This is a genomic window from Arthrobacter sp. GmRoot5-12 (assembly GCF_059739365.1).
Genome location: NZ_AP046056.1, coordinates 159,616 through 179,899 on the forward strand (window position 1 = coordinate 159,616; position 20,284 = coordinate 179,899).

Genomic DNA, 20,284 nt, shown 5'->3' on the forward strand with positions numbered 1-20,284 from the left:
GTCCTTTCCCGCCGTCGTTGTCACCTGCTGCTTCTGGGACCAGATCCCCATCCGTGCCTACCGTTCCGCCCGCCTGGCTCCGGGGAAGGTGAGCCAGGTTGGCAGCCGGTGGGCCGGCTGGAGATCTCATCCAAGAAGCCACCTGCCGCCCCGCTCCGGAATTCAGAGAATGCCCGGAATGGGATCGTCAGTTTCGGAAAAGGCTGTTTCCTTCTCCGCAAGGTATTCATTCCAAGCCTGGGCGTCCCAGATCTCGGCGCGGGTACCGGCGCCGATGACGGCAAGTTCCCTTCCGAGTCCTGCATACTCCCGGAGCGCCGGTGGAATGGTCACGCGCCCCTGCTTGTCAGGTACCTCGTCAGAGGCTCCAGAGAGAAATACGCGGATATAGTCACGTGCCTGCTTGGAGGAGATTGGCGCCTCCCGCATTTGCTCGTGGACCCGTGCAAATTCCTTCTCGCTGAAGACGTAGATGCAACGTTCCTGGCCCCTCGTGAGCACCAGGCCGCTGGCAAGCTCCTCGCGGAACTTGGCGGGGAGAATGATCCGTCCCTTTTCATCCAGACGCGGCGAGTGTGTGCCCAGAAACACTGGCCCACCGCCTGTCCGTAGTCAGGAACTGCACATCCCCTAATGTTGCAACCACCCTCTTATGTCCTCCACATTACTCCACTTTCCACCACAGTCAACGCGGAACTGCCATGTGAGCAGGTAATTTATGGGAAAGGGCCCTTGAAATGGCGCGGAATCGAGGCCGTGGTGGAAAGTGGAGGACTTTTTGCTCCGGGCGGGGCGAACTGGAGTCCCAGGGCCGCCCGGACGGCGGAATTGCCGTTAAACACGAAAAGACCCGCCGCAGCGGGTCTTTTCGTGCAGTCCCCCTCCTCGAGGGGGACAGAAATGGAGGAGCCTGGTACCCGGAGGTCCCGGCTGTTTAGGGTTCACCCCTGCGGCGCTCGTCCCAGCGCTCTTCGAGGTTGCTCATGAAAGAACTGCGCTGCTTGCCCGGTTTTCCGCCGCCGGCCTTTGACGCGGCCGTCCCGCGGGAACTGCGCATGGTGGCGAAGTACACCCCACCGCCCATCACCACGAAGCCCAGGACACCGACAAAGATGTTCTGGAGGGTGACCCCCACCAGTAACAGGAAGACGCCGGCAAGTGCGCAAAGGACCCCAATAACCACATGCCTCGTGGACCAGGAACGTCCCGGGTCCGAACCCATTGAGTTCGCGAACTTCGGGTCGTCCTCGTGAAGCTGCTTCTCAAGCTGCTCAAGCAGCTTCTGTTCGTGCTCCGACAGCGGCATCACGACCTCCTTTTGTAGGCCAACGTCCGGGCTGATCCCAGCCACTACTTCTACTTCCCTTGAAACGCCTGCTGTTGCTGGAAAGTTCCCGCCTGGCCGACAGTGGCCAGAACAGGAACGCAGCACGCGTACGCGGGAGCGGGAGCATGTCCAAGAGGGTCCGGCAGTAAGTCCATTCACTCGAAAACTATGTATCTATAAGGATAGATTGTTGAGGGCTGATCTGAAAGACGGCAATGACTTTGCCGGACCCCTCCGGCCGGCACTCAGGCGGGCCGCTGGGAACTGTCTCCCGGCCGGCTTTCGTGCTCCATCAGGCGGGCGGGCAGGACGGATTTGTTGCCGAATTTGCGCGTCACCTCGTCCAGTGCCTGCTCGGCTGCCCGCCAGTTGTCATCCCTGCGGTCGATGCTCAGCTGGAGCGAGGTCCTTGCAGCTTCCTCCAGCTGCTCAGCCCTTACTCCCACCAGCCGCACAGCCATGGCCCGGGTCCCGAGCGACTCCAGGAGCTGGATGACCACTGCGTAGATCAGCTGGGCACTGTCCACCGGAGTCTGGACTGTCCTGCTGCGCGTGATGGTGGAAAAGTCGGCGAAGCGCAGCTTCAGCGCCACGGTCCGGGCAACCATTCCGGAGCTCCGCAGGCGCGCGGCGGTGCGGTGGGAGAGCCGCAGCAGTTCCCGGCGAAGCAGGGCGTCATCGGCGGTGTCCACGGCGAAGGTCTCTTCGGCGCCGATACTCTTTTCCAGCCGTACCGGGGTAACGGGACGGCGATCGATGCCCCAGGCAAGCTGGTGCACGTGCTCCCCCGTTGCCCCCAGTACCTTCTTCAAGGACGACACCGGCGTCGCCGCCACGTCCGCCACCGTCCTGATTCCCATCTTGGCAAGCACCTCTCCGGTCTTGGCGCCGACGCCCCAAAGGGCGCCTACCGGAAGGCTGTGAAGATAGGGCACGGTTTCGTCCGGCCCGATGAGCAGCAGGCCGTCGGGCTTGCAGCGGGTTGAAGCGATCTTCGCCACGAACTTGGTCTCCGCAATTCCCACGGATGCAGTAATGCCCAGTTCCGCTGCCACGCGCCGCCGGATGAGCTCGCCGATTCCCCTGGGCGGGCCCAGCCGCCGCAGCGCCCCCGTGACGTCCAGGAAGGCCTCGTCAACGCTGAGCGGCTCCACAAGCCCCGTGATGGATTCGAAGATGGCCATCAGTTGCCCGGACACCTCGTAGTACAGCTTGTGCCGGGGTTCAATGACCACCGCCTGCGGACACATGCGCATGGCCACGGCCATGGGCATCGCCGACTTCACACCGAAGGCGCGGGCCTCGTATGACCCTGAGAGGACCACCGAGCGTTCCCCGGGGAAGCCAACAATGACGGGCTTGCCCCGGAGCTCGGGGCGCGTCCGGAGTTCCACTGAAACAAAGAAAGCGTCCATGTCCACGTGCATGATGCACGAGGGCCGGCGGCCCGGAGGGCGCGCGGCGGTTGGCTGGTTCGTACCTGCGGGCCCCACGGATCCCATCCTATCGGTTCACCGGAGACTGCAGGTTTGTCAGGGCGGCAGGGGAGGCTGGCTAAACTGGAGGCTGGTTCCGCCAACAACACCAGGAGGAAAGTCTCTGTGACGGCTATTGGAAACTTCAAGCCAGCTGGCCTGGCCGCGCTTGCCGCCATCGGGGCACTTACCCTGGCGGCATGCCAGACCCCGTCCGGCCAGGCAGAGCCGTCCCGGTCCGCTTCCGTCGCCGCGACCCAATCCACTGTGACCGCCTCCCCCAGCCCCTCGGCGTCGCCCAACACGTCCGCAACCGTGGGCGCCGTCGTGGCGGGCTTCCCCCAGCAACTCCTGCCCCTGATGCCGGGGGCAACGGTGGTGTCCAGCAGCTTTGACAAGGCCTCAGCGCCCGCCACTGCAGCCCTCGTGGGTACTGTCACGGCGCCCACTGCCTCCGTGATGGACTTTTATTCCAAGGCTTTGGAAGGCCAGGGCTTCAAGGCCGTTCCCGGGGACAAGGTGGGCGCGGTGGCTTCCAAGGATTTCGTCCGCGGTGACAACGAGACCGTGAACCTCTCCGTGGTGGAAGCCGCCGGTGTTTCAACTTTCACCATCGGGGCCAACGTGGCAGCTGAGTCAGCCAAGTGACGGCCGCGGAGCAGTTGAGGAATGAACAGGCTGATTTTGTGGCAGGAGTTGCCGGCGAGCTGACCAGCTTCCTGACCGCACGCCAGTCGGTGATGTCCGGCATTTCCCCGGACATCGAGCCCATCATGGGTTCCATCTCGAATTTGGTGACCGGCGGAAAACGCCTCCGCGCCCTGATGTGCTACTGGGGATGGCGGGGTGCAGGCGGCGAGGCCGGATCAGGCCAGGTGGTCACGGCCGGGGCAGCCCTCGAGCTGTTCCAGGCTGCCGCCCTGATCCACGACGACATCATCGACCGTTCGGACACCCGGCGGGGCGGTCCCAGCGTGCACCGCCGCTTCAGCCAGCTGCACACATCGCAGGGCTGGGCGCTGGACAGCGAACGGTTTGGGCAGGCCGCAGCGATCCTTGCCGGCGACCTTTGCCTGTCCTTCAGCGAGGAGGCGTTCACCGACATCGGCGAGCCGGCTGCGTCGGGCAGCAGGGCCAGGCTTATCTTCAACCTCATGCGCGCCGAGGTCATGGCCGGACAGTACCTGGACATCCTGGAGGAAGTGGCCGGACCGGTCCGGGACCGCGCCGGTGCCGTTGGCAGGGCGCAATCGATCATCCGGTTCAAGAGTGCCAAGTACTCCACCGAGCACCCCTTGGCGTTGGGCGGAGCTTTGGCCGGAGCGTCCAATGACCTGCTCCGCGGCTATTCAGCGTTCGCCCTCCCGCTGGGCGAGGCCTTCCAGCTCCGCGACGACGTCCTGGGCGTGTTCGGGGATCCGCTGACCACAGGCAAGCCGGCCGGCGATGATTTGCGTGAAGGGAAGCGGACCGTTCTGGTGGCCCTCGCCCTGGACCAGGCTTCGCCGGAAGAGTCCGCGTTCATCGATGCCAGCCTGGGCAGGCCCGATCTGTCCGAATCCGACATCGTCGAAATTCGACGGATTATCGAGGATTCCGGCGCGCTGCAGGCCACGGAAGTCCTTATCAATGAATTCGGCACGGCAGCATTCGATGCCCTTGACGGGCTTCCGTTGGACGAGCTGCCCAAGACCGCCCTTCGGAAGCTGGCTGAAGCTACCGTCAGCCGAGCCTCCTGAAAGCGGCAGCTACCAGGCCAGAGTCTGGGCCCTGCGCCTGATTTCGGTCTTGCGCCCTTCCCGAAGGGCATCGATGGGGCGGCCGCGCAGGGATTCGTCGGCGGTGAACAGCCAGCCAATAAGGTCCTCGTCCGAATAGCCGGCATCTGCCAGCACCACGATGGTCCCCTTAAGGCTGTCCACTACCTGGCCGTCCTGGATGAATTCCGCTGGAACCGACCGGATCTTCCGTTCCCCAACGCGCAATGCAGCGAGGGCATGTTCGTCAATCAGGCTGTGGACCTTGGTGATGGAGACATCCAATAAACGGGCGACGTCGGGCAGTGGCAGCCACTCGCCCACCAGGTTTTCTACGTTATTCACGGATCAAGGTTGCCACGCTGCGCACCCCCGCGCCTAGTCGGAGCATTCCATTCCGCTCCCGGCCCGCGGACACTCCCGAAAAGAGGGCATTACGGGGAATCCCAAAATTCTTGTGCTATCCGCTAATTCATGAGAGATTCACACTCATAACATTTGTAACACTAATAACTTGAGTCACAGTAGTATCAAGATTGACAGCGGCATCCCCGTCCGCGTCCGCACCCGCAGTTGAGAAGAGGATTCCTTCCGATGACGACGTCCCGCTCGCCAAAGCAGCCCCCCAAGCCGAGTCTGCCGATGATTGCCGCCACCACAGCGGCGCTGCCAGCGGTCGTATTGTCATCCTTGGCCCTCGCCCAACCTGCCGCAGCACAGCAGCCCGCACGGAACATCCCCAGCAGCCTCGCAGCAGCCATGAAGGCCCAGGCTGCAGCGAAGGCAGCCGGAACGGTGATTCCCGCCGCCGTGGTATCCACCACCATCCCGGCCGCCTTCCAGCCCGCACAGCCGGCGGCACCTGCGGAGTACACGATTGCCCGCGGCGACACCGTCAGCGCGATTGCCGGCCGCTTCGGCTTGGATACCGGCGAAATCCTCAAGCTGAACAACCTGCAGGCCAACACCATCATTTACCCGGGGCAGAAACTAAAGCTGTCCGGTTCGGCTGCACCTGCGGCCCCCGCACCTGCGGCTGCCCCGGCTGCTCCGGCCCCTGCTGGTGGAGCAACGTACACGGTGAAGCCGGGCGACACCCTCGGTGCGATCGCAGCAAAGCACAACGTGGCCCTTTCCGACGTCTTCACCTGGAACAATCTCTCCATGCGCTCCATCATCTACCCGGGGCAGAAGATCAAGGTGGGTGGCGGCGATTCCACGCCTGCTCCCGCAGCGGCCCCGGCCCCCGCCCCGGCCGCACCTGCGCTGGCCGCCACCTCAGCACCGGCAACCGGCTCCTACACGATCAAAGCCGGAGACACGCTGTCGGCGATTGCATCCCGGCACGGGGTAAAGCTGTCTGACCTGCTCTCGGCGAACAAGCTGGGCATGACCAGCATCATCTACCCTGGCAGCAAGCTGGCCATTCCCGGCGGCTCCGGCCAGTCGGATCCGCAGCCGGCTGCTGCGGCCCCGCAGCCTGCTGCCGCGCCCCTGGTGCCCAGCTCCTTCCTGGGCTTCAGCTACCCGGCTGCCGTGGTCAGCTCGGCCAATGAAAACAAGGCCCTGCTGAACGCCTCCCCCGTTCCCTCGCGGGATGAAATGAAGAACATCGTTGCCGATACGGCACGCCGGATGGGAGTGGATCCTTCCCTGGCCCTCGCCTTCGCCTTCCAGGAATCCGGTTTCAACCAGCGCGCCGTGTCACCGGCCAACGCCATCGGCACCATGCAGGTCATTCCCAGTTCCGGGCAGTGGGCCTCAGACCTGGTGGGCCGGAAGCTGAACCTGTTGGACCCCTACGACAATGCCACAGCCGGCATCGCCATCATCCGGCAGTTGCTGGCCACCAGCAAGGACCAGGACACCGCCATTGCCGGGTACTACCAGGGCCAGTACTCGGTGAGCAAGTACGGCATGTACGACGACACCAAGGCCTACCTCGCTGCCATCAAGGCGCACCAGAAGAACTTCGGCTGAGCGGGCCGCCGGCCAGTTCCTGAGTGCGGGTCCGAACCGTTACCGGTTCGGACCCGTTTTCGTGTCGGACGCGTTTTGCTGCGGGATTAGGATCGTATGGTGCAGGAACACGTGTCAGACCCAGTTGCAGGGACCCTGGTGGACAACCGTTATGCAGTCACCTCCAGGCTTGCCCGTGGCGGAATGTCCACCGTCTACCTGGCCATAGACCAAAGGCTGGACCGTGAGGTGGCGCTGAAGGTGCTGCACCCCCACCTCGCTGCTGACGGGAACTTCCTGGACCGGCTGGGCCGGGAGGCAAAGGCGGCCGCCCGGCTGTCGCATCCGCACGTGGTGGGTGTCCTTGACCAGGGCAATGACGGCAACACGGCCTACCTCGTAATGGAGTACATCAAGGGCCACACGCTGAGGGACGTTCTCAGGGAAAGGGGTGCCCTGCCTCCCCGGCTGGCGCTGGCACTGATCGATCCGGTGGTGGAGGGCCTGGGCGCGGCACACGCTGCCGGCTTTATCCACCGTGACGTCAAGCCCGAGAACGTCCTGATCGCCGATGACGGCAGGATCAAAATAGGCGACTTTGGACTTGCCCGTGCCGTTACCAGTTCAACCAGCACCGGGGCCCTGCTCGGAACGGTGGCCTATATCTCCCCGGAACTGGTCCTGGGCAAGCCGGCAGACGCCCGCAGCGACGTCTACTCCGTGGGCATCATGTTGTATGAGATGTTGACCGGCAGGCAGCCGTTCGAGGGCGAAGTCCCCATCCAGGTGGCCTACCAGCACGTCAACGGAACCGTGGGCCCGCCATCGGACCTGGTGCCGGGGCTGGCCGGGGAAGTGGACGAACTGGTGCAGTGGTGTACTGCCAATGATCCGGAAAACCGGCCGGTGGACGGCAATGCCCTGCTGCAGGAACTGCGCCACATCCGGACCAACCTCACTGATGCCGAACTGGACCTGCTGCCTCCTGCAGCCGCTGCCGCCGCGTCCCAGCACCAGACCGAGGTCCTGGCACGGCGCAGCAACCCCACAACGCTGATGCCTCCCGCCCGGCCCGCCGCCCCTGCCTACCCGCCCGGCCGGCAGGAGGCACCGGCCCCGTCGGCATCGGCGGGCCCTGCCGCCCAGGTGCCATACCACCAACGGCCCGGATTAGCATTGCCCGACGACGACGATGCGGACAGCGGGTGGTCTCCCCCGCCGCGGCTGGGCAAGCGGGCCCAGCGCCGGGCGGACAAGGAAAGCGGGAAACTCCGCGCCCTTGCCGCTGCCACGCCGGTGCGCACGCTTCGGGAGGGAAATCCCCGCCGCCGCGGCATCCTTTGGGTCCTGGTCCTCATCATCGCCGCACTCCTGGCGACGGGCGCCGGCTGGTTTTTCGGAATGGGTCCGGGCGCCGCGGCCGCCGTACCGGCGGTCGCCAACAAGACTGTGGCGCAGGCCCAGCAGTTGCTGGGCGGAGTGGGCTTCCGCTCCACTACGAGCGATGTCTTCGACGACGAGGTGCCCACCGGGGTGGTAGTGGGCACGGACCCCGCCGCTGGGACGGAGATCCGGAAGTTCCAGCCGGTTTCCCTGCTGGTTTCAAAAGGTCCCCAGCTTTTCCCCTTGCCGAAACTCACGGGCGGAACCTTGTCTGAGGCGAAGACCTCCCTCAACTCCGATGGCATGGCCCTGGGCACTGTCACTGAACAGTTCGATGAACAGGCGGCTGCTGGAACCGTCATGTCGCAGGACCCTGCCGCGGGCACGCCTGCCCGCCACGGCACCCCCGTTGCGATCGTGGTTTCCAAGGGCCCGCAGCCCATCGCCGTCCCTTCGGTGGTCGGGAAATCCGGGGACGACGCCGGGGCGGCACTGAAGGCAGCAGGCCTCACTGCCAAAGTAGCCCCGGAGGCGGTGTTTGACCGGAACATCCCCGAGGGCGCCGTCGTCAGCCAGTCCCCCGCCAACGGGACACTGACCCGGGGTGGCACTGTTACCCTGACCATTTCCAAGGGCCCCAGGATGGTGGCGGTGCCGAGCTACATCGGCAAGCAGGCAACTGAAGCGCGCAAGGCGCTGGAAGCACTCGGCTTCCAGGTCCGGGTGAACAACATTTTGGGCGGCTTTTTCGGCACGGTGAGGGACCAGTCGCCGGTGAACCGGGAAGTTCCGGAGGGCTCAGTCATCACCATCACCGTGGTGTAGCCCCCTGTCTTTCAATGAAAAGGGTGGGCCGGCAGTGCCGGCCCACCCTTTTACTGCCCTGGTCCTAGTGCTTGGCGAGGGCGCCGGCCACCAGGAACGCCATCTCAAGGGACTGCATGTGGTTCAGGCGGGGATCGCAGACGGACTCGTAGCGGTCCAGGAAGGCCTCCTGGTCGATCGGGTCCGCGCCACCCAGGCACTCCGCGACGTCATCGCCGGTCATCTCGACGTGCAGGCCGCCCGGTACCGTCCCCAGCCCGTGGTGCACCTCGAAGAAGCCGCGCACCTCGTCAATGACGTCGTCGAAATTGCGCGTCTTGTAACCGTTGGGCGACGTGACGGTGTTGCCATGCATGGGGTCCGTCACCCACAGGACCTGTGCGCCGGAGGCGGTGACCTTTTCGACGACGGCCGGCAGTTTTTCGCGGATGTTGCCGGCGCCCATACGGGTAATGAAGGTGAGCCGGCCGGGTTCGCGGTCCGGATCCAGCTTGTCGATCAGGCGGAGGGCGTCATCACCGGTGGTGGACGGCCCGAGCTTGACGCCGATCGGGTTGCGCACCCGTGAAAGGAAGTCGACGTGGGCGTGGTCCAGCTCGCGGGTGCGCTCCCCGATCCAGAGGAAGTGGGCCGAAGTGTCGTACGGGAAGCCGGTGCGGGAGTCGATGCGGGTGAGGGCGCGTTCGTAGTCGAGCAGCAGGGCCTCGTGGCTTGCGAAGAACTCAACCCGCTTAAGTGCTTCGAAATCGGCGCCGCAGGACGCCATGAACTTGATTGCCCGGTCGATGTCGCGGGCCAGCGACTCATAGCGGGCGTGGGCCGGGTTCTCGGTGAAGCCCTTGTTCCACTGGTGCACGGAGCGCAGGTCCGCGAAGCCGCCCTGGGTGAAGGCCCGGATGAGGTTCAGCGTGGATGCGGAAGTGTGGTAGGCACGCAGCATCCTCGACGCGTCGTGGCCGCGTGACTCGGGGGTGAAGTCGTAGCCGTTGACGATGTCGCCGCGGTAGGCGGGCAGGGTCACTCCGTTACGGGTTTCGTCATTGGAGGAGCGGGGCTTGGCGAACTGGCCGGCCATCCGGCCCATCTTGATAACCGGCATTGCTGCGCCGTAGGTAAGCACCACGGCCATCTGGAGGATGGTTTTGACCCGGGCGCTGATCTTGTCAGCCGTGGCGGCCTCGAATGTTTCGGCGCAATCACCGCCCTGCAGCAGGAACGCCTTGCCTTGGGCGGCAGCAGCCAGGCGCTCGCGCAGCACGTCCACTTCGCCGGCGAACACCAGCGGCGGCAGGACGGAGAGTTCCTTCACCGAAGCCTCAAATACATCCCGGTCCTGCCAACTGGGCTGCTGGGAAATGGGAAGGTCCCGCCAGTGGTCCAGTCCGGGATAGTTTGCCGCTCCGCTCTGGGCGGTGCTGGACAGCGAAAAGGCGGGTTTTGCAGATAGCTCAGTCACCCTCTAAGACTAACGGCAGGGCGGCACCACCGGGCACCTGGCCGTCACGCTGACCGCCGCCGCCGTCACAACTGCGGCGCGCCCCGTGGAAGGTCCGGCTACCCCGTCGCCGATGTTCCGGCGTCGTCCCCGGCGTCGTCGCGGGCACCGGGCTGCGGTACGGACGGTCCTCCGGCGCCTGGCTCCGGGACAAAACCATTGTCGGCGGCCACCGGAGCGGCAAGCGGTTCGGCTGCAGCCACGGGTTCTCCGGGCTTGCCGGCGAGCCGAAGCTTCACCACGGCGGCGTACTCGTCCACGTACTCCTGCCCGGAAAGCCTCATCAGCTGGGACATAATCTCATCCGTGACCTTGCGCTGGACCGTCCTGTCCTCTGCCTGCTCACGGTACTGGCTGAAGTCCAGCGGTTCGCCGAAGATCATCCCGATCCGGCGGATATTGGGCAGCCGTTTGCCGATGGGCTGGACCTTGTCAGTGCCGATCATGGCAACCGGAATCACCGGGACGCCGGCCTGCAGGGCCAGCCTGGCCACGCCCACCTTGCCGCGGTACAACCGCCCGTCGGGGCTGCGCGTGCCCTCGGGGTAAATGCCCAGCAGGCCGCCTGCGTTAAGTACTTCCATCCCGGCATTCAGGGATGCGGCAGAGGCAGCGCCTCCGGACCGGTCCATGGGCAACTGGTTGGTGAGGCGGAAGAACGCGGCAGTCAGCCTGCCCTTGATTCCGGTGCCCGTGAAGTACTCGGACTTGGCCAGGAAGACCACGGGCCGCCGCACCATGAGTGGCATGAAGATGGAATCGGAGAATGAAAGGTGGTTGGAGGCGATGATGGCGGCCCCCTGCGAGGGAATATTGTCCAGGCCCTTGACCCAAGGCCGGAACAGCAGCTTGATCACCGGACCGAGGAAGATCCTTTTCATAACCCAATAGAACACGTGGTGAACCTCTCCGGAAGGCAGCCCCCGGGCCCTGCGTCGGGCCTGGCCAGCGAGTCAATGCAACCCTACTCTAGTGAGATTTGGCGGGAACAGTGACACGATGGAGTCATGACTGAAAGCAGCATCCCGACCCGGCCGGCCGCTTTCAGTTATCCAGGCCACGGGGCCAATGCCCGCATCGGGGTAGCCATATGCCACGGCTTCACGGGCAGTCCGCTGAGCATCATGCCGTGGGCGCAGCACCTGGCGGAGCTGGGGTACGCCGTATCCGTCCCCCTGCTGCCGGGGCACGGCACGGACTGGCGCCAGCTTGCGCGGACAAGCTGGAAAGACTGGTACCGCAGCTACGAAACGGCCCTCCTGGATCTCTCGGGGCGCACCGATGCCTGCTTCGCCGCGGGTCTGTCCATGGGCGGTGCCATTGCACTGCTTGCGGCGTCCCGCCACCACGTGGCCGGTGTCAGTGCGGTCAACCCCGGGCTGAGCTTCTACGACCGGCGGGTGCGGATCATAGGACTCCTCAAATACTTCCAGCGGACCACGGTTCCCATTCAGGAGGACCAACCCACGGCACCCGCGACGGACGACGGCGACTATTCGCTGACTCCGCTGGCTGCCGTGCATGAGCTGAAGAAACTCTTCGGGGCGGCAGTGCGCGGCCTGCCCCGGGTGGACGCCCCGGTCCAGGTCTTCAAGTCGCGCACTGACGCCGTTGTTCCGCCAACATCGCTGGCGCTGCTGCGCAAAGGGCTGGCCGGACACCTCGCGGAAGTGACGGACCTTGCCAGCAGCGGACATGTGGCTACTCTTGACGTTGACGCGCCCGTAATTTTCGCCCGGTCGGCAGAATTCGTCGCCGCCCACGCCCGCCGCACCAGCACCTTGGAGACGACATGACGTCCGGTCCGGACCACAGCCCCTTCAGCAGTGCCTTCAGCGGCGAAGGGCCCCGCACGGGACTCGTCCTGTCCCACGGCTTCACGGGGAGCCCCCATGGCCTGCGCGCCTGGGCCATGGCCTTCGCCGCGGCCGGTTTCGCCGTCCGGATGCCGCTGCTGCCGGGCCACGGGACCAGTTGGCAGGACCTTGCCCGAACCCGCTGGCAGCAATGGCACGGCGCCCTGGATGACGCCTTCCTGGAACTGGACGCCGAGTGTGACCAGGTCTTCGCGGCGGGCCTTAGCATGGGCGGGGCCCTGGCCCTGCGCATCGCGGCCACCCGGCCGGTCGCCGGAGTCCTCCTGGTGAACCCCGGCCTGGTGATTGACGATCCCCGGGCGTCGCTGGCCGGGCTCCTCAAACTGGTGCTGAAAAGCACCCCGTCCATCGGCAATGACATCCTCAAGGCAGGTGTGGACGAGGGCGCGTATGCCCGCACCCCTGTGGCCGCGGCCCATGAGCTCAACAAAATGTTCAAGGACACTGTCCGGCTCCTCCCACGGGTCACGGCACCTGTCCAGGTGTACCGTTCCGCTGTGGACCACGTGGTGTCCGATGCCAGCATGGATGTCCTCCGGCGGGGCCTGGCACACGCGCCCCTGGAAGTGGTCCGGCTGGAGAACAGCTACCACGTCGCCACGCTGGACAACGACGCCGACCGCATCTTCGAGGGGTCGGTGGACTTTATCCGCCGGGTGCTGGCATCCGGGCCCGCCAGCCCGGCCGGACCGGGACAGGAGGTCCGCAGTGAACAGGCCTGATTCGGAGCAGCCGGACCAGGGTGCCAACCAGGACGACGCCGTGTGGCTTGAGTTGGTGGCGCGGCTCGAATCGGACACCGTGGCCATTCGGCCCGACACTCCTGTATCCGGGGAGCAACCGCCCACCGGGATTGTGCCCAATGGAACTGTGCCCCATGGAACCGGGCACAATGAAACTGCGCCCACCGGAAGTGGACCTACCGCGCCCGAAACGCCTGGCCCGTCCTCCTTCCGCGACTTCGATCCCTTGGGCCTGGCCGGGAGGCCGCCGGCCGAACCGTCTGCGGCGCAGCGCCAGGCGTCAGGTGGGCCGGACGGTCCTACGGCAAGCGGGTCCCCGGAGGGACCGCGGGACTATGAGGTGGACGACGACGGCGAGGAGTTCGTGCCGGAGGAACCGCCCAGCCTGGCCGGCACCGATCCCCTGACCATGCTGGCCTGGCTCGGCGCCGTAGGTGGACCGGTGGCGCTGCTGCTGTCGGCAATGTTCTGGCGCACGGCGCCCCTGCTGGCCATCGTCGGCATTGTTGCCGTGTTCGTGCTGGGGACGGTGTACCTGATCATGAAGCTGCCCGAAGAAAAGAACGGCGACGACGACGGCGCGAGGGTCTAGCGCAGCTCCTCCTGGGCCACCGCCGGACCAGCCGCCGTCGTCAATTGCGGACGCGGCTGCTGACGCGCGAAAGGTCGGCCGCGCCGATGAGGCCGGCGTTGGGGCCCAGGGCCGCCAACTCGATCCCTGCGGCCGGGCGGAATCCGCGGCCCGTCAGGTTCCGCGCGAACGCTTTGCGGGCCGGCTCCACCAGCAGGTCGCCCGCCGAGCAGAGCCCGCCGCCGATAACGAAGAGGCCCGGGTCCAGCGCCGCCGCCAGGTTGGCCAGCCCCAGGCCGAGCCATTCGCCAACTTCCTCGATCAGCTCCCGTGAGGCCGGATCGCCGGCCAGGGCCAGTTCGGTCACGATGGCTCCGGTGATGGCCTCGGGATGTCCGCCCACGGCTGCCAGCAGGTCGTGGGCCACCGGCGAGTTCGACCGGGCCAGGAGCCTGGCTTCGCGGCCCAGGGCGTTGCCGGAGGCGTATTGTTCCCAGCATCCGCGGTTGCCGCATTCGCAGCGGTGGCCTCCGGGCATGATGATCTGGTGGCCGAACTCCCCTGCCACGCCGAACCGGCCACGTTCCACCCTGCCGTCCATCACCATGGCGCCCCCGATGCCGGTGCCCAGCGTGATGCAGACCAGCCGGTCCTCTCCCTGCCCGGCGCCAAAGCGCCATTCGGCCCAGGCCGCGGCGTCGGCGTCGTTGGTCAGCAACACCGGACGGCGGAGGAGCCGCTGGAGGTTCTCACGCAGCGGTTCGTTGCGCCAGGCCAGGTGCGGGCTGAAGAGCACGGTCCCACCGGCCAGGTCCATCCACCCCGCAGCACCGATGCCCACGGACCAGATACGGTGCCCCCGGCCGAGTTCCTCCACCAGTTCCACGATGACCTGCTCCACTGCCCGTGGGTCGGTGCCCGGGGTGGACCGGCGGGCTTCACTGAGGATCCTGCCTTCCGCGTCCACCACCCCGGCGGCCACCTTGGTCCCCCCGATGTCTATGCCGATGGCCAGCCCCTTGCGGCCAAGGCGAAGGTGCCCGCCCACACTTCCGTGCAACTGTCCGGCGCGGTACGTGGCGGGACGGCGGCGCCAGGGCGCTGGTCTTTTGAGGGGGCCGGCCTGATCGCCGGACGACGGTCCGTACATAGTGCACCATTCTAGGCGGGCGGAAGGATTGTCTTGACATACAGTCCCCCATGCAGCGCCCATTGACGGCTAAGTTACTCGCCAGTAGGTTTGTGTACTGCACAGTTACGGCAGGGGTACTAGTCTTTAGGCAAACCCCTGCGCGGGACTTCAGATATCAAAGGAGCTATAGTGCGCGAATTCAGTGTTCCGCCCCTGGTTGTTGTCCCTCCGGAAACCAACATCACCGACCTGGTGCTGCGGCAGGCAGCCAAGCCCAGCAACCCGGCACTGTTTTCCCGCCTGGACTCCGCAGGCTCGTGGCGCGACGTGTCCGCCACCGAGTTCCTCGCCGACGTGAAGGCGCTGGCCAAGGGGCTCATCGCCAGTGGGGTGGGGGCGGGCGACCGCGTTGGCATCATGTCCCGCACCCGTTACGAGTGGGCACTCGTGGACTTCTCCATCTGGTTCGCCGGGGCTGTGTCGGTGCCCATCTATGAAACCTCGTCCCCTTCCCAGGTTGCCTGGAACCTGGGCGATTCCGGCGCTGTGGCGGCATTCGGCGAGTCCGCCCATCACGAAAACGTCATCCGGCAGGCCGTCACCGCCGAAGGACTCACGGCAGTGCAGCATGTGTGGCAACTCGAGGGCCAAGGCCTCGACAGCCTTCGCGAGGCAGGCCGCGACGTCAGCGATGAAGAGCTGGAGTCACGACGCAGTGCAGCCGGCCTCCACGACATTGCCACGATCATTTACACGTCGGGCACCACAGGGCGTCCCAAAGGCTGCGAACTCACGCACGGCAACTTTGTGGAGCTGTCCGACAACGCACTGGCCATCATCGGTGAAATCGTCCACGAGAACGCCAAGACCATCATGTTCCTCCCGCTGGCCCACGTGTTTGCCCGCTTCATTTCGGTGCTGGCCATGGCGGCCGGTACCACCGTGGCCCACACTCCGGACATCAAGAACCTCCTGGCCGACCTGCAAAGCTACGAGCCGACATTCATCCTTGCGGTGCCCAGGGTCTTTGAAAAGGTCTACAACTCCGCGCTGACCAAGGCGGAGGACGGCGGCAAGGGCGCCATCTTCCACCGCGCCGCCGAAACTGCCATCGCGTTTTCCAAAGCCCGCCAGGACGGACACGTGGGGCTGGGCCTGAAGCTGCGGCACGCACTGTTCGACAAACTGGTGTACGGCAAGCTGCGGGCGGCGATGGGCGGACACGTTGCCCACGCGGTGTCCGGCGGCGGCCCGCTTGGCGAGCGGCTGGGACATTTCTTCCAGGGCATCGGGATGCAGGTGCTGGAGGGCTATGGCCTCACCGAGACCACCGCCCCCATCACGGTCAACACCCCGTCCCGGATCAAGATCGGTTCGGTGGGCAAGCCCCTCCCGGGAAACGCCGTGAAGATTGCCGACGACGGCGAGATCCTGGCCAAGGGGGTCTGCGTGATGCGGGGCTACTACCGGCGGGACGACCTCACAGCAGAGGCGTTCACCGATGGCTGGTTCCACACCGGTGACATCGGCCGGCTGGACGATGAAGGCTTCGTCTGGATCACCGGCCGCAAGAAGGAGATCATCGTCACCGCGGGCGGCAAGAACGTCATCCCCGCGTTGCTCGAAGACCAGATCCGTGCCGACGCCCTGGTGTCGCAGGTCCTGGTGGTGGGTGACAACAGGCCGTTCATCGGGGCCCTGGTGACCCTCGACCAGGAAGCGCTGCCAGGGTGGCTCCAGCGCCACGGCCTTCCGGCGGACACTACCCTTGAGCAGGCGGCGGGCAACCCGGTAGTGAAGGCAGCAGTGCAGGACCTGATTACCGCGGCAAACACCTCAGTTTCCCAGGCCGAGGCCATCAAGTCCTTCCGCATCGTCCCGGCAGACTTCACCGAAGCCTCCGGGCACCTGACCCCCTCCATGAAGGTGAAGCGGGCGCAGGTGATGAAGGACTTCGAAACCGTCATCGAGGAGATGTACTCCGCGCCGCGTTCCTGACGTCCCACAACAAAGGAAGGGTCCTTCACCTTGTGAAGGACCCTTCCTTTGTTGTGCAGCCTTACCCTACTCTTCGATGACCAGCAGCAGGTCCCCGCCCTGGACCTGCTCCACCGCTGAGATGGCCAGGCGGGAAACCTTGCCGCCCACCGGCGTCGTGATGGACGCCTCCATCTTCATGGCCTCGATGGTTGCCACCGTGTCGCCCGCGTTGACGGAATCCCCGGGCTTGACCGTGACGGTAACGGCACCGGCGAACGGTGCGGCCACCTGCCCGGGCTGGGCGGGATCGGCCTTCTCGGCGGCCTTGACGTTGCTGACCACCGACCGGTCGCGCACCATGACCGGGCGGGACTGGCCGTTGAGGGTGCACATGACGGTGCGCATGCCCTTCTCGTCCGGCTCCGAGACCGCCTCCAGGGAAGCAATCAGCCGGACACCGCGCTCCAGCTGGATCTCGTGCTCGGTGCCGCGCTGCAGCCCGTAAAGGTAGTCGCGGGTATCCAGCACGGAGATGTTGCCGTAAGTCTCCACGCTCTTCAGGTAGTCCTTGGTGGGACCGTCGAAGAGCAGCCGGTTCAGCGTGCGCTGGCGGGTCTTGGAATCGGACTTCAGTGCGGCGCTGTCCTCGGCGCTGAGTTCCACGTCGCGGACCTTCACGCTGCGGCCCTGGAGGGCCTTGGTGCGGAAGGGCTCCGGCCAGCCTCCGGGAGGATCACCGAGCTCGCCGGACAGGAAGCCGATCACCGAGTCCGGAATGTCGTAATTCTGCGGATTCGCCTCAAAATCAGCGGGATCGGCGTTCAGGCCCACCAAGTGCAGGGCGAGGTCGCCCACTACCTTAGACGACGGCGTCACCTTGACCAGGTGCCCCAGGATGCGGTCCGCAGCCGTGTACATGTCCTCGATGGCTTCGAACCGCTCCCCCAGCCCCAGCGCCATGGCCTGCTGGCGCAGGTTGGACAGCTGGCCGCCCGGGATCTCGTGCTTGTACACGCGGCCGGTGGGGCCGGGCAGGCCCGACTCGAACGGTGCGTACACGCGGCGGACGGCCTCCCAGTACGGCTCGAGCGAGCTGACGGCGTCCAGGCTGATGCCGGTGTCCCGTGGAGTGTGGGCAAGGGCGGCGACAAGGGCCGACGCCGAGGGCTGGCTCGTGGTGCCGGCCAGGGATGCGGAAGCCACGTCCACGGCATCCACACCCGCGTCGACGGCGGCCAGCAGCGTGGCCAGCTGGCCACCGGCGGTGTCGTGCGTGTGCAGGTGGACCGGCAGGTCGAACCGTTCGCGGAGGGCAGCCACGAGCCTGGCGGCAGCTGCGGGACGGAGCAGGCCGGCCATATCCTTGATCGCCAGGATGTGGGCTCCGGCGTCGACGATCTTCTGGGCCAGCTGGAGGTAATAGTCCAGCGTGTAGAGTTTCTCCTCCGGGTCCAGCATGTCGCCCGTGTAGCAGAGGGCCACCTCGGCGACGGCGGTGCCGGTGGCGCGCACGGCACGGATGGCGGGTGCCATCTGGCTGACGTCGTTCAGGGCGTCGAAAATGCGGAAAATGTCGATGCCGGTGGCGGCCGCCTCGTTGACGAACGCCTCGGTGACCTCCTCCGGGTACGGTGTGTAGCCAACGGTGTTCCGGCCGCGCAGCAGCATTTGGATGCAGACGTTCGGCATGGCGGCGCGCAGGGCAGCGAGCCGGTCCCAGGGGTCCTCCCCCAGGAAGCGCAGCGCGACGTCATAAGTTGCTCCACCCCAAGCTTCCACGGACAGCAGCTGTGGAAGGAGCGCCGTGACGGCCGGACCGGCGGCAACGAGGTCCCGGGTCCGGACGCGCGTGGCCAGCAGGGACTGGTGCGCATCGCGAAAGGTGGTGTCGGTGACGGCCACGGCGTTCTGCTCCCGCAGCGCCTTCGCGAAGCCTTCCGGCCCCAGCTCGAGGAGTTTCTGGCGCGAACCCGGTGCTGCCGTTATGCCTTTGACGTCAGGCAGCTTCCGGGCGGGATTGGAGTGCACGGTCAATTCACCGTTGGGCTTGTTGACGGTGACGTCGGCCAGCCAGGTGAGGAGCTTCGTACCGCGGTCTGCCGAAACGCGGGCCTTGAGCAATTCAGGGCGCTGGTCAATGAAGTTCGTGGCCACATCCCCGGCGATGAAGTCGGGATCGTCCAGCACTGCCTGGAGGAAGGGGATGTTCGTGGAGACACCCCGGATGCGGAATTCGGCCAGGGCACGGCGGGCCCGGGCCACTGCTGCCGGGTAGTCCCGGCCGCGGCACGTGAGCTTGACCAGCATGGAATCAAAGTGGGGGCTGATTTCGGCGCCGGAGTAGACCGTGCCGCCGTCCAGCCGCACGCCGGCACCGCCGGCCGAACGGTAACCGGTGATCTTTCCGACGTCGGGCCGGAAACCGTTGGCGGGATCTTCCGTGGTGATGCGGCTCTGCAGTGCTGCGCCGCGCAGCTTGACGGAGTCCTGTGACAGGCCAAGGTCGGCGAGGGTCTCGCCGGAGGCGATCCGCATCTGGGCCTGGACCAGGTCCACGTCCGTGACTTCCTCGGTGACCGTGTGCTCCACCTGGATGCGCGGGTTCATTTCGATGAAGACGTGCTGGCCTGCCCGCTCGCCTTCTGTGTCCACCAGGAACTCGACGGTACCGGCGTTGACGTAGTTCAAGGCCTTGGCGAACTTCACCGCATCGCGGTAGAGGGCCTGGCGGATGCCTTCATCCAGGTTGGGGGCCGGAGCGATCTCGATGACCTTCTGGTGCCGCCGCTGGATGGAACAGTCGCGCTCGAAAAGGTGCATGACGTTGCCTTCGGCGTCCGCGAGGATCTGCACCTCGATGTGCCGCGGGCGCAGGACAGCCTGCTCCAGGAACATGGTGGGGTCACCGAACGCCGCGTCCGCTTCGCGCATTGCCGATTTCAAGGCCTCGGGCAGGGCCTCGCGGGTATCCACCCGGCGCATGCCGCGGCCGCCGCCGCCTGCCACAGCCTTGGCGAAGATGGGGAATCCGATCTCATCGGCCGCGGCCAGGAGCTCGTCCAGGTCCTTGGACGGCTCGCTGGACTTCAGGACCGGCACACCCGCCTCGCGGGCCGCCTTCAGTGCGGCAACCTTGTTGCCCGCAAGCTCCAGCACCTCGGCGGGCGGACCCACGAAGGTGATGCCGGCTTCCTTGGCCGCACGCGCCAGGTCCGGGTTTTCCGACAGGAAGCCGTAGCCCGGGTAGATGGCGTCCGCGCCGGACTCCTTGGCCACCCGTACCACTTCTGCGACGTCGAGGTATGCCCGGACGGGGTGGCCTTCCTCGCCAATCAGGTACGCCTCGTCCGCTTTCTGGCGGTGGATCGAGTTTCGGTCCTCTTGGGGAAAAACGGCAACGGTCTTGGCGCCCAGCTCGTAGCCGGCGCGGAAGGCCCTGATCGCGATTTCACCGCGGTTGGCCACCAGAATTTTGGAAAACATGCTTCTCCTGCATCATTGCGGGGTGGATCGATGAGTGGTCACAGTGTCTAGGACCTACAAGGACAAACACAAATCTTTGTGGCAACAGTCACAGATTTTCCCGTCATGTCCCGATCGCTTTCAGCCTGGCTGGCGGAAACCGCCCCGGCAGCACAGTCGGTGCCATGCCGACGCCCGGTAAAGCAGGATTCGCCGACGCATCAACATATGATGAGTAGGGCGGCAGGACCGTCCGGCTTCGGCTCTGCCGAGGCAAACATTACCCCCAACACGGCAT

General features: G+C 65.8%; 16 protein-coding genes. 8 read left to right on the forward strand and 8 right to left on the reverse strand.

Annotated elements, in window-relative coordinates:
• Window positions 1–162: 162 nt before the first annotated feature.
• The 3 genes from mraZ to dinB form a co-directional block, all read right to left on the reverse strand.
• Entirely contained in the window at window positions 163–591 is a 429-nt protein-coding gene (mraZ, locus tag AC6JAM_RS00715) for a division/cell wall cluster transcriptional repressor MraZ (protein ID WP_018763545.1), read from the reverse strand.
• 343 nt (window positions 592–934) lie between these two features.
• On the reverse strand, window positions 935–1,306 hold the full coding sequence (locus AC6JAM_RS00720; protein WP_018771511.1) for an SCO2097 family morphological protein: 372 nt from the start codon (window positions 1,304–1,306) through the stop codon (window positions 935–937).
• Window positions 1,307–1,572: 266 nt separating this feature from the next.
• Complete coding sequence (dinB, locus tag AC6JAM_RS00725; protein ID WP_497933778.1) at window positions 1,573–2,829, reverse strand: DNA polymerase IV; 1,257 nt, start codon at window positions 2,827–2,829, stop codon at window positions 1,573–1,575.
• Window positions 2,830–2,928: 99 nt separating this feature from the next.
• Between dinB and AC6JAM_RS00730 the strand changes: the two genes are divergently transcribed.
• Together AC6JAM_RS00730 and AC6JAM_RS00735 are read left to right on the forward strand one after the other, a co-directional pair.
• Window positions 2,929–3,450, forward strand: coding sequence for a hypothetical protein (locus AC6JAM_RS00730; protein WP_018771509.1), 522 nt, complete (start codon window positions 2,929–2,931; stop codon window positions 3,448–3,450).
• Window positions 3,447–4,541, forward strand: coding sequence for a polyprenyl synthetase family protein (locus AC6JAM_RS00735; protein WP_497933779.1), 1,095 nt, complete (start codon window positions 3,447–3,449; stop codon window positions 4,539–4,541). Before AC6JAM_RS00730 ends, AC6JAM_RS00735 begins: the two co-directional genes overlap by 4 nt.
• Window positions 4,542–4,550: 9 nt before the next feature.
• On the opposite strand, the gene AC6JAM_RS00740 is transcribed toward AC6JAM_RS00735, so the two are convergent.
• Window positions 4,551–4,904 carry an Rv2175c family DNA-binding protein gene (locus AC6JAM_RS00740; RefSeq protein ID WP_026266108.1) on the reverse strand — a complete coding sequence of 118 codons (354 nt, stop codon included), beginning with the start codon at window positions 4,902–4,904 and terminating at the stop codon, window positions 4,551–4,553.
• A gap of 249 nt (window positions 4,905–5,153) precedes the next feature.
• On the opposite strand from AC6JAM_RS00740, the gene AC6JAM_RS00745 reads away from it, so the two are divergent.
• Together AC6JAM_RS00745 and pknB are read left to right on the forward strand one after the other, a co-directional pair.
• Window positions 5,154–6,539, forward strand: coding sequence for a lytic transglycosylase domain-containing protein (locus AC6JAM_RS00745; RefSeq protein ID WP_026266107.1), 1,386 nt, complete (start codon window positions 5,154–5,156; stop codon window positions 6,537–6,539).
• Window positions 6,540–6,635: 96 nt separating this feature from the next.
• Window positions 6,636–8,726 (forward strand): Stk1 family PASTA domain-containing Ser/Thr kinase, encoded by a 2,091-nt coding sequence (pknB, locus tag AC6JAM_RS00750; protein ID WP_497933780.1) that lies wholly within the window; start codon window positions 6,636–6,638, stop codon window positions 8,724–8,726.
• Between the two features lie 64 nt (window positions 8,727–8,790).
• Here pknB and AC6JAM_RS00755 read toward each other — a convergent pair whose 3' ends face one another.
• Both AC6JAM_RS00755 and AC6JAM_RS00760 read right to left on the reverse strand, forming a co-directional pair.
• The gene (locus tag AC6JAM_RS00755; RefSeq protein WP_018771504.1) at window positions 8,791–10,182 is read right to left on the reverse strand and encodes a class II 3-deoxy-7-phosphoheptulonate synthase; all 1,392 of its coding nucleotides are present in this window, start codon (window positions 10,180–10,182) and stop codon (window positions 8,791–8,793) included.
• Between the two features lie 98 nt (window positions 10,183–10,280).
• Window positions 10,281–11,117 (reverse strand): lysophospholipid acyltransferase family protein, encoded by an 837-nt coding sequence (locus tag AC6JAM_RS00760; RefSeq protein ID WP_497933781.1) that lies wholly within the window; start codon window positions 11,115–11,117, stop codon window positions 10,281–10,283.
• A 111-nt stretch (window positions 11,118–11,228) separates the two neighbouring features.
• On the opposite strand from AC6JAM_RS00760, the gene AC6JAM_RS00765 reads away from it, so the two are divergent.
• The 3 genes from AC6JAM_RS00765 to AC6JAM_RS00775 are packed head-to-tail and all read left to right on the forward strand — an operon-like array spanning window position 11,229 to window position 13,433.
• The gene (locus AC6JAM_RS00765) at window positions 11,229–12,017 is read left to right on the forward strand and encodes an alpha/beta hydrolase (protein WP_497933782.1); all 789 of its coding nucleotides are present in this window, start codon (window positions 11,229–11,231) and stop codon (window positions 12,015–12,017) included.
• Window positions 12,014–12,820: an alpha/beta hydrolase gene (locus AC6JAM_RS00770; protein WP_497933783.1), complete on the forward strand. Its 807-nt coding sequence runs from the start codon at window positions 12,014–12,016 to the stop codon at window positions 12,818–12,820. The genes AC6JAM_RS00765 and AC6JAM_RS00770 overlap by 4 nt, the downstream gene beginning before the upstream one ends.
• On the forward strand, window positions 12,807–13,433 hold the full coding sequence (locus AC6JAM_RS00775) for a hypothetical protein (protein ID WP_497933784.1): 627 nt from the start codon (window positions 12,807–12,809) through the stop codon (window positions 13,431–13,433). The genes AC6JAM_RS00770 and AC6JAM_RS00775 overlap by 14 nt, the downstream gene beginning before the upstream one ends.
• 40 nt (window positions 13,434–13,473) lie before the next feature.
• Here AC6JAM_RS00775 and AC6JAM_RS00780 read toward each other — a convergent pair whose 3' ends face one another.
• Window positions 13,474–14,562 (reverse strand): ROK family glucokinase, encoded by a 1,089-nt coding sequence (locus tag AC6JAM_RS00780; protein ID WP_026266105.1) that lies wholly within the window; start codon window positions 14,560–14,562, stop codon window positions 13,474–13,476.
• A gap of 171 nt (window positions 14,563–14,733) precedes the next feature.
• Between AC6JAM_RS00780 and AC6JAM_RS00785 the strand changes: the two genes are divergently transcribed.
• The gene (locus AC6JAM_RS00785) at window positions 14,734–16,542 is read left to right on the forward strand and encodes an AMP-dependent synthetase/ligase (protein ID WP_134164412.1); all 1,809 of its coding nucleotides are present in this window, start codon (window positions 14,734–14,736) and stop codon (window positions 16,540–16,542) included.
• A gap of 66 nt (window positions 16,543–16,608) precedes the next feature.
• Here AC6JAM_RS00785 and AC6JAM_RS00790 read toward each other — a convergent pair whose 3' ends face one another.
• The gene (locus AC6JAM_RS00790) at window positions 16,609–20,007 is read right to left on the reverse strand and encodes a pyruvate carboxylase (protein ID WP_018771497.1); all 3,399 of its coding nucleotides are present in this window, start codon (window positions 20,005–20,007) and stop codon (window positions 16,609–16,611) included.
• Between the last annotated feature and the right edge of the window lie 277 nt (window positions 20,008–20,284).

What these genes read in the sequence shown, in the direction of transcription:
- AC6JAM_RS00780 (WP_026266105.1), bottom strand. Translation starts at nt 14,562, where the DNA reads ATGTACGGACCGTCGTCCGGCGATCAGGCCGGCCCCCTCAAAAGACCA.
- AC6JAM_RS00770 (WP_497933783.1), top strand. Translation starts at nt 12,014, where the DNA reads ATGACGTCCGGTCCGGACCACAGCCCCTTCAGCAGTGCCTTCAGCGGC.
- dinB (WP_497933778.1), bottom strand. Translation starts at nt 2,829, where the DNA reads ATGGGATCCGTGGGGCCCGCAGGTACGAACCAGCCAACCGCCGCGCGC.
- pknB (WP_497933780.1), top strand. Translation starts at nt 6,636, where the DNA reads ATGGTGCAGGAACACGTGTCAGACCCAGTTGCAGGGACCCTGGTGGAC.
- AC6JAM_RS00745 (WP_026266107.1), top strand. Translation starts at nt 5,154, where the DNA reads ATGACGACGTCCCGCTCGCCAAAGCAGCCCCCCAAGCCGAGTCTGCCG.
- AC6JAM_RS00765 (WP_497933782.1), top strand. Translation starts at nt 11,229, where the DNA reads ATGACTGAAAGCAGCATCCCGACCCGGCCGGCCGCTTTCAGTTATCCA.
- AC6JAM_RS00720 (WP_018771511.1), bottom strand. Translation starts at nt 1,306, where the DNA reads ATGCCGCTGTCGGAGCACGAACAGAAGCTGCTTGAGCAGCTTGAGAAG.
- AC6JAM_RS00790 (WP_018771497.1), bottom strand. Translation starts at nt 20,007, where the DNA reads ATGTTTTCCAAAATTCTGGTGGCCAACCGCGGTGAAATCGCGATCAGG.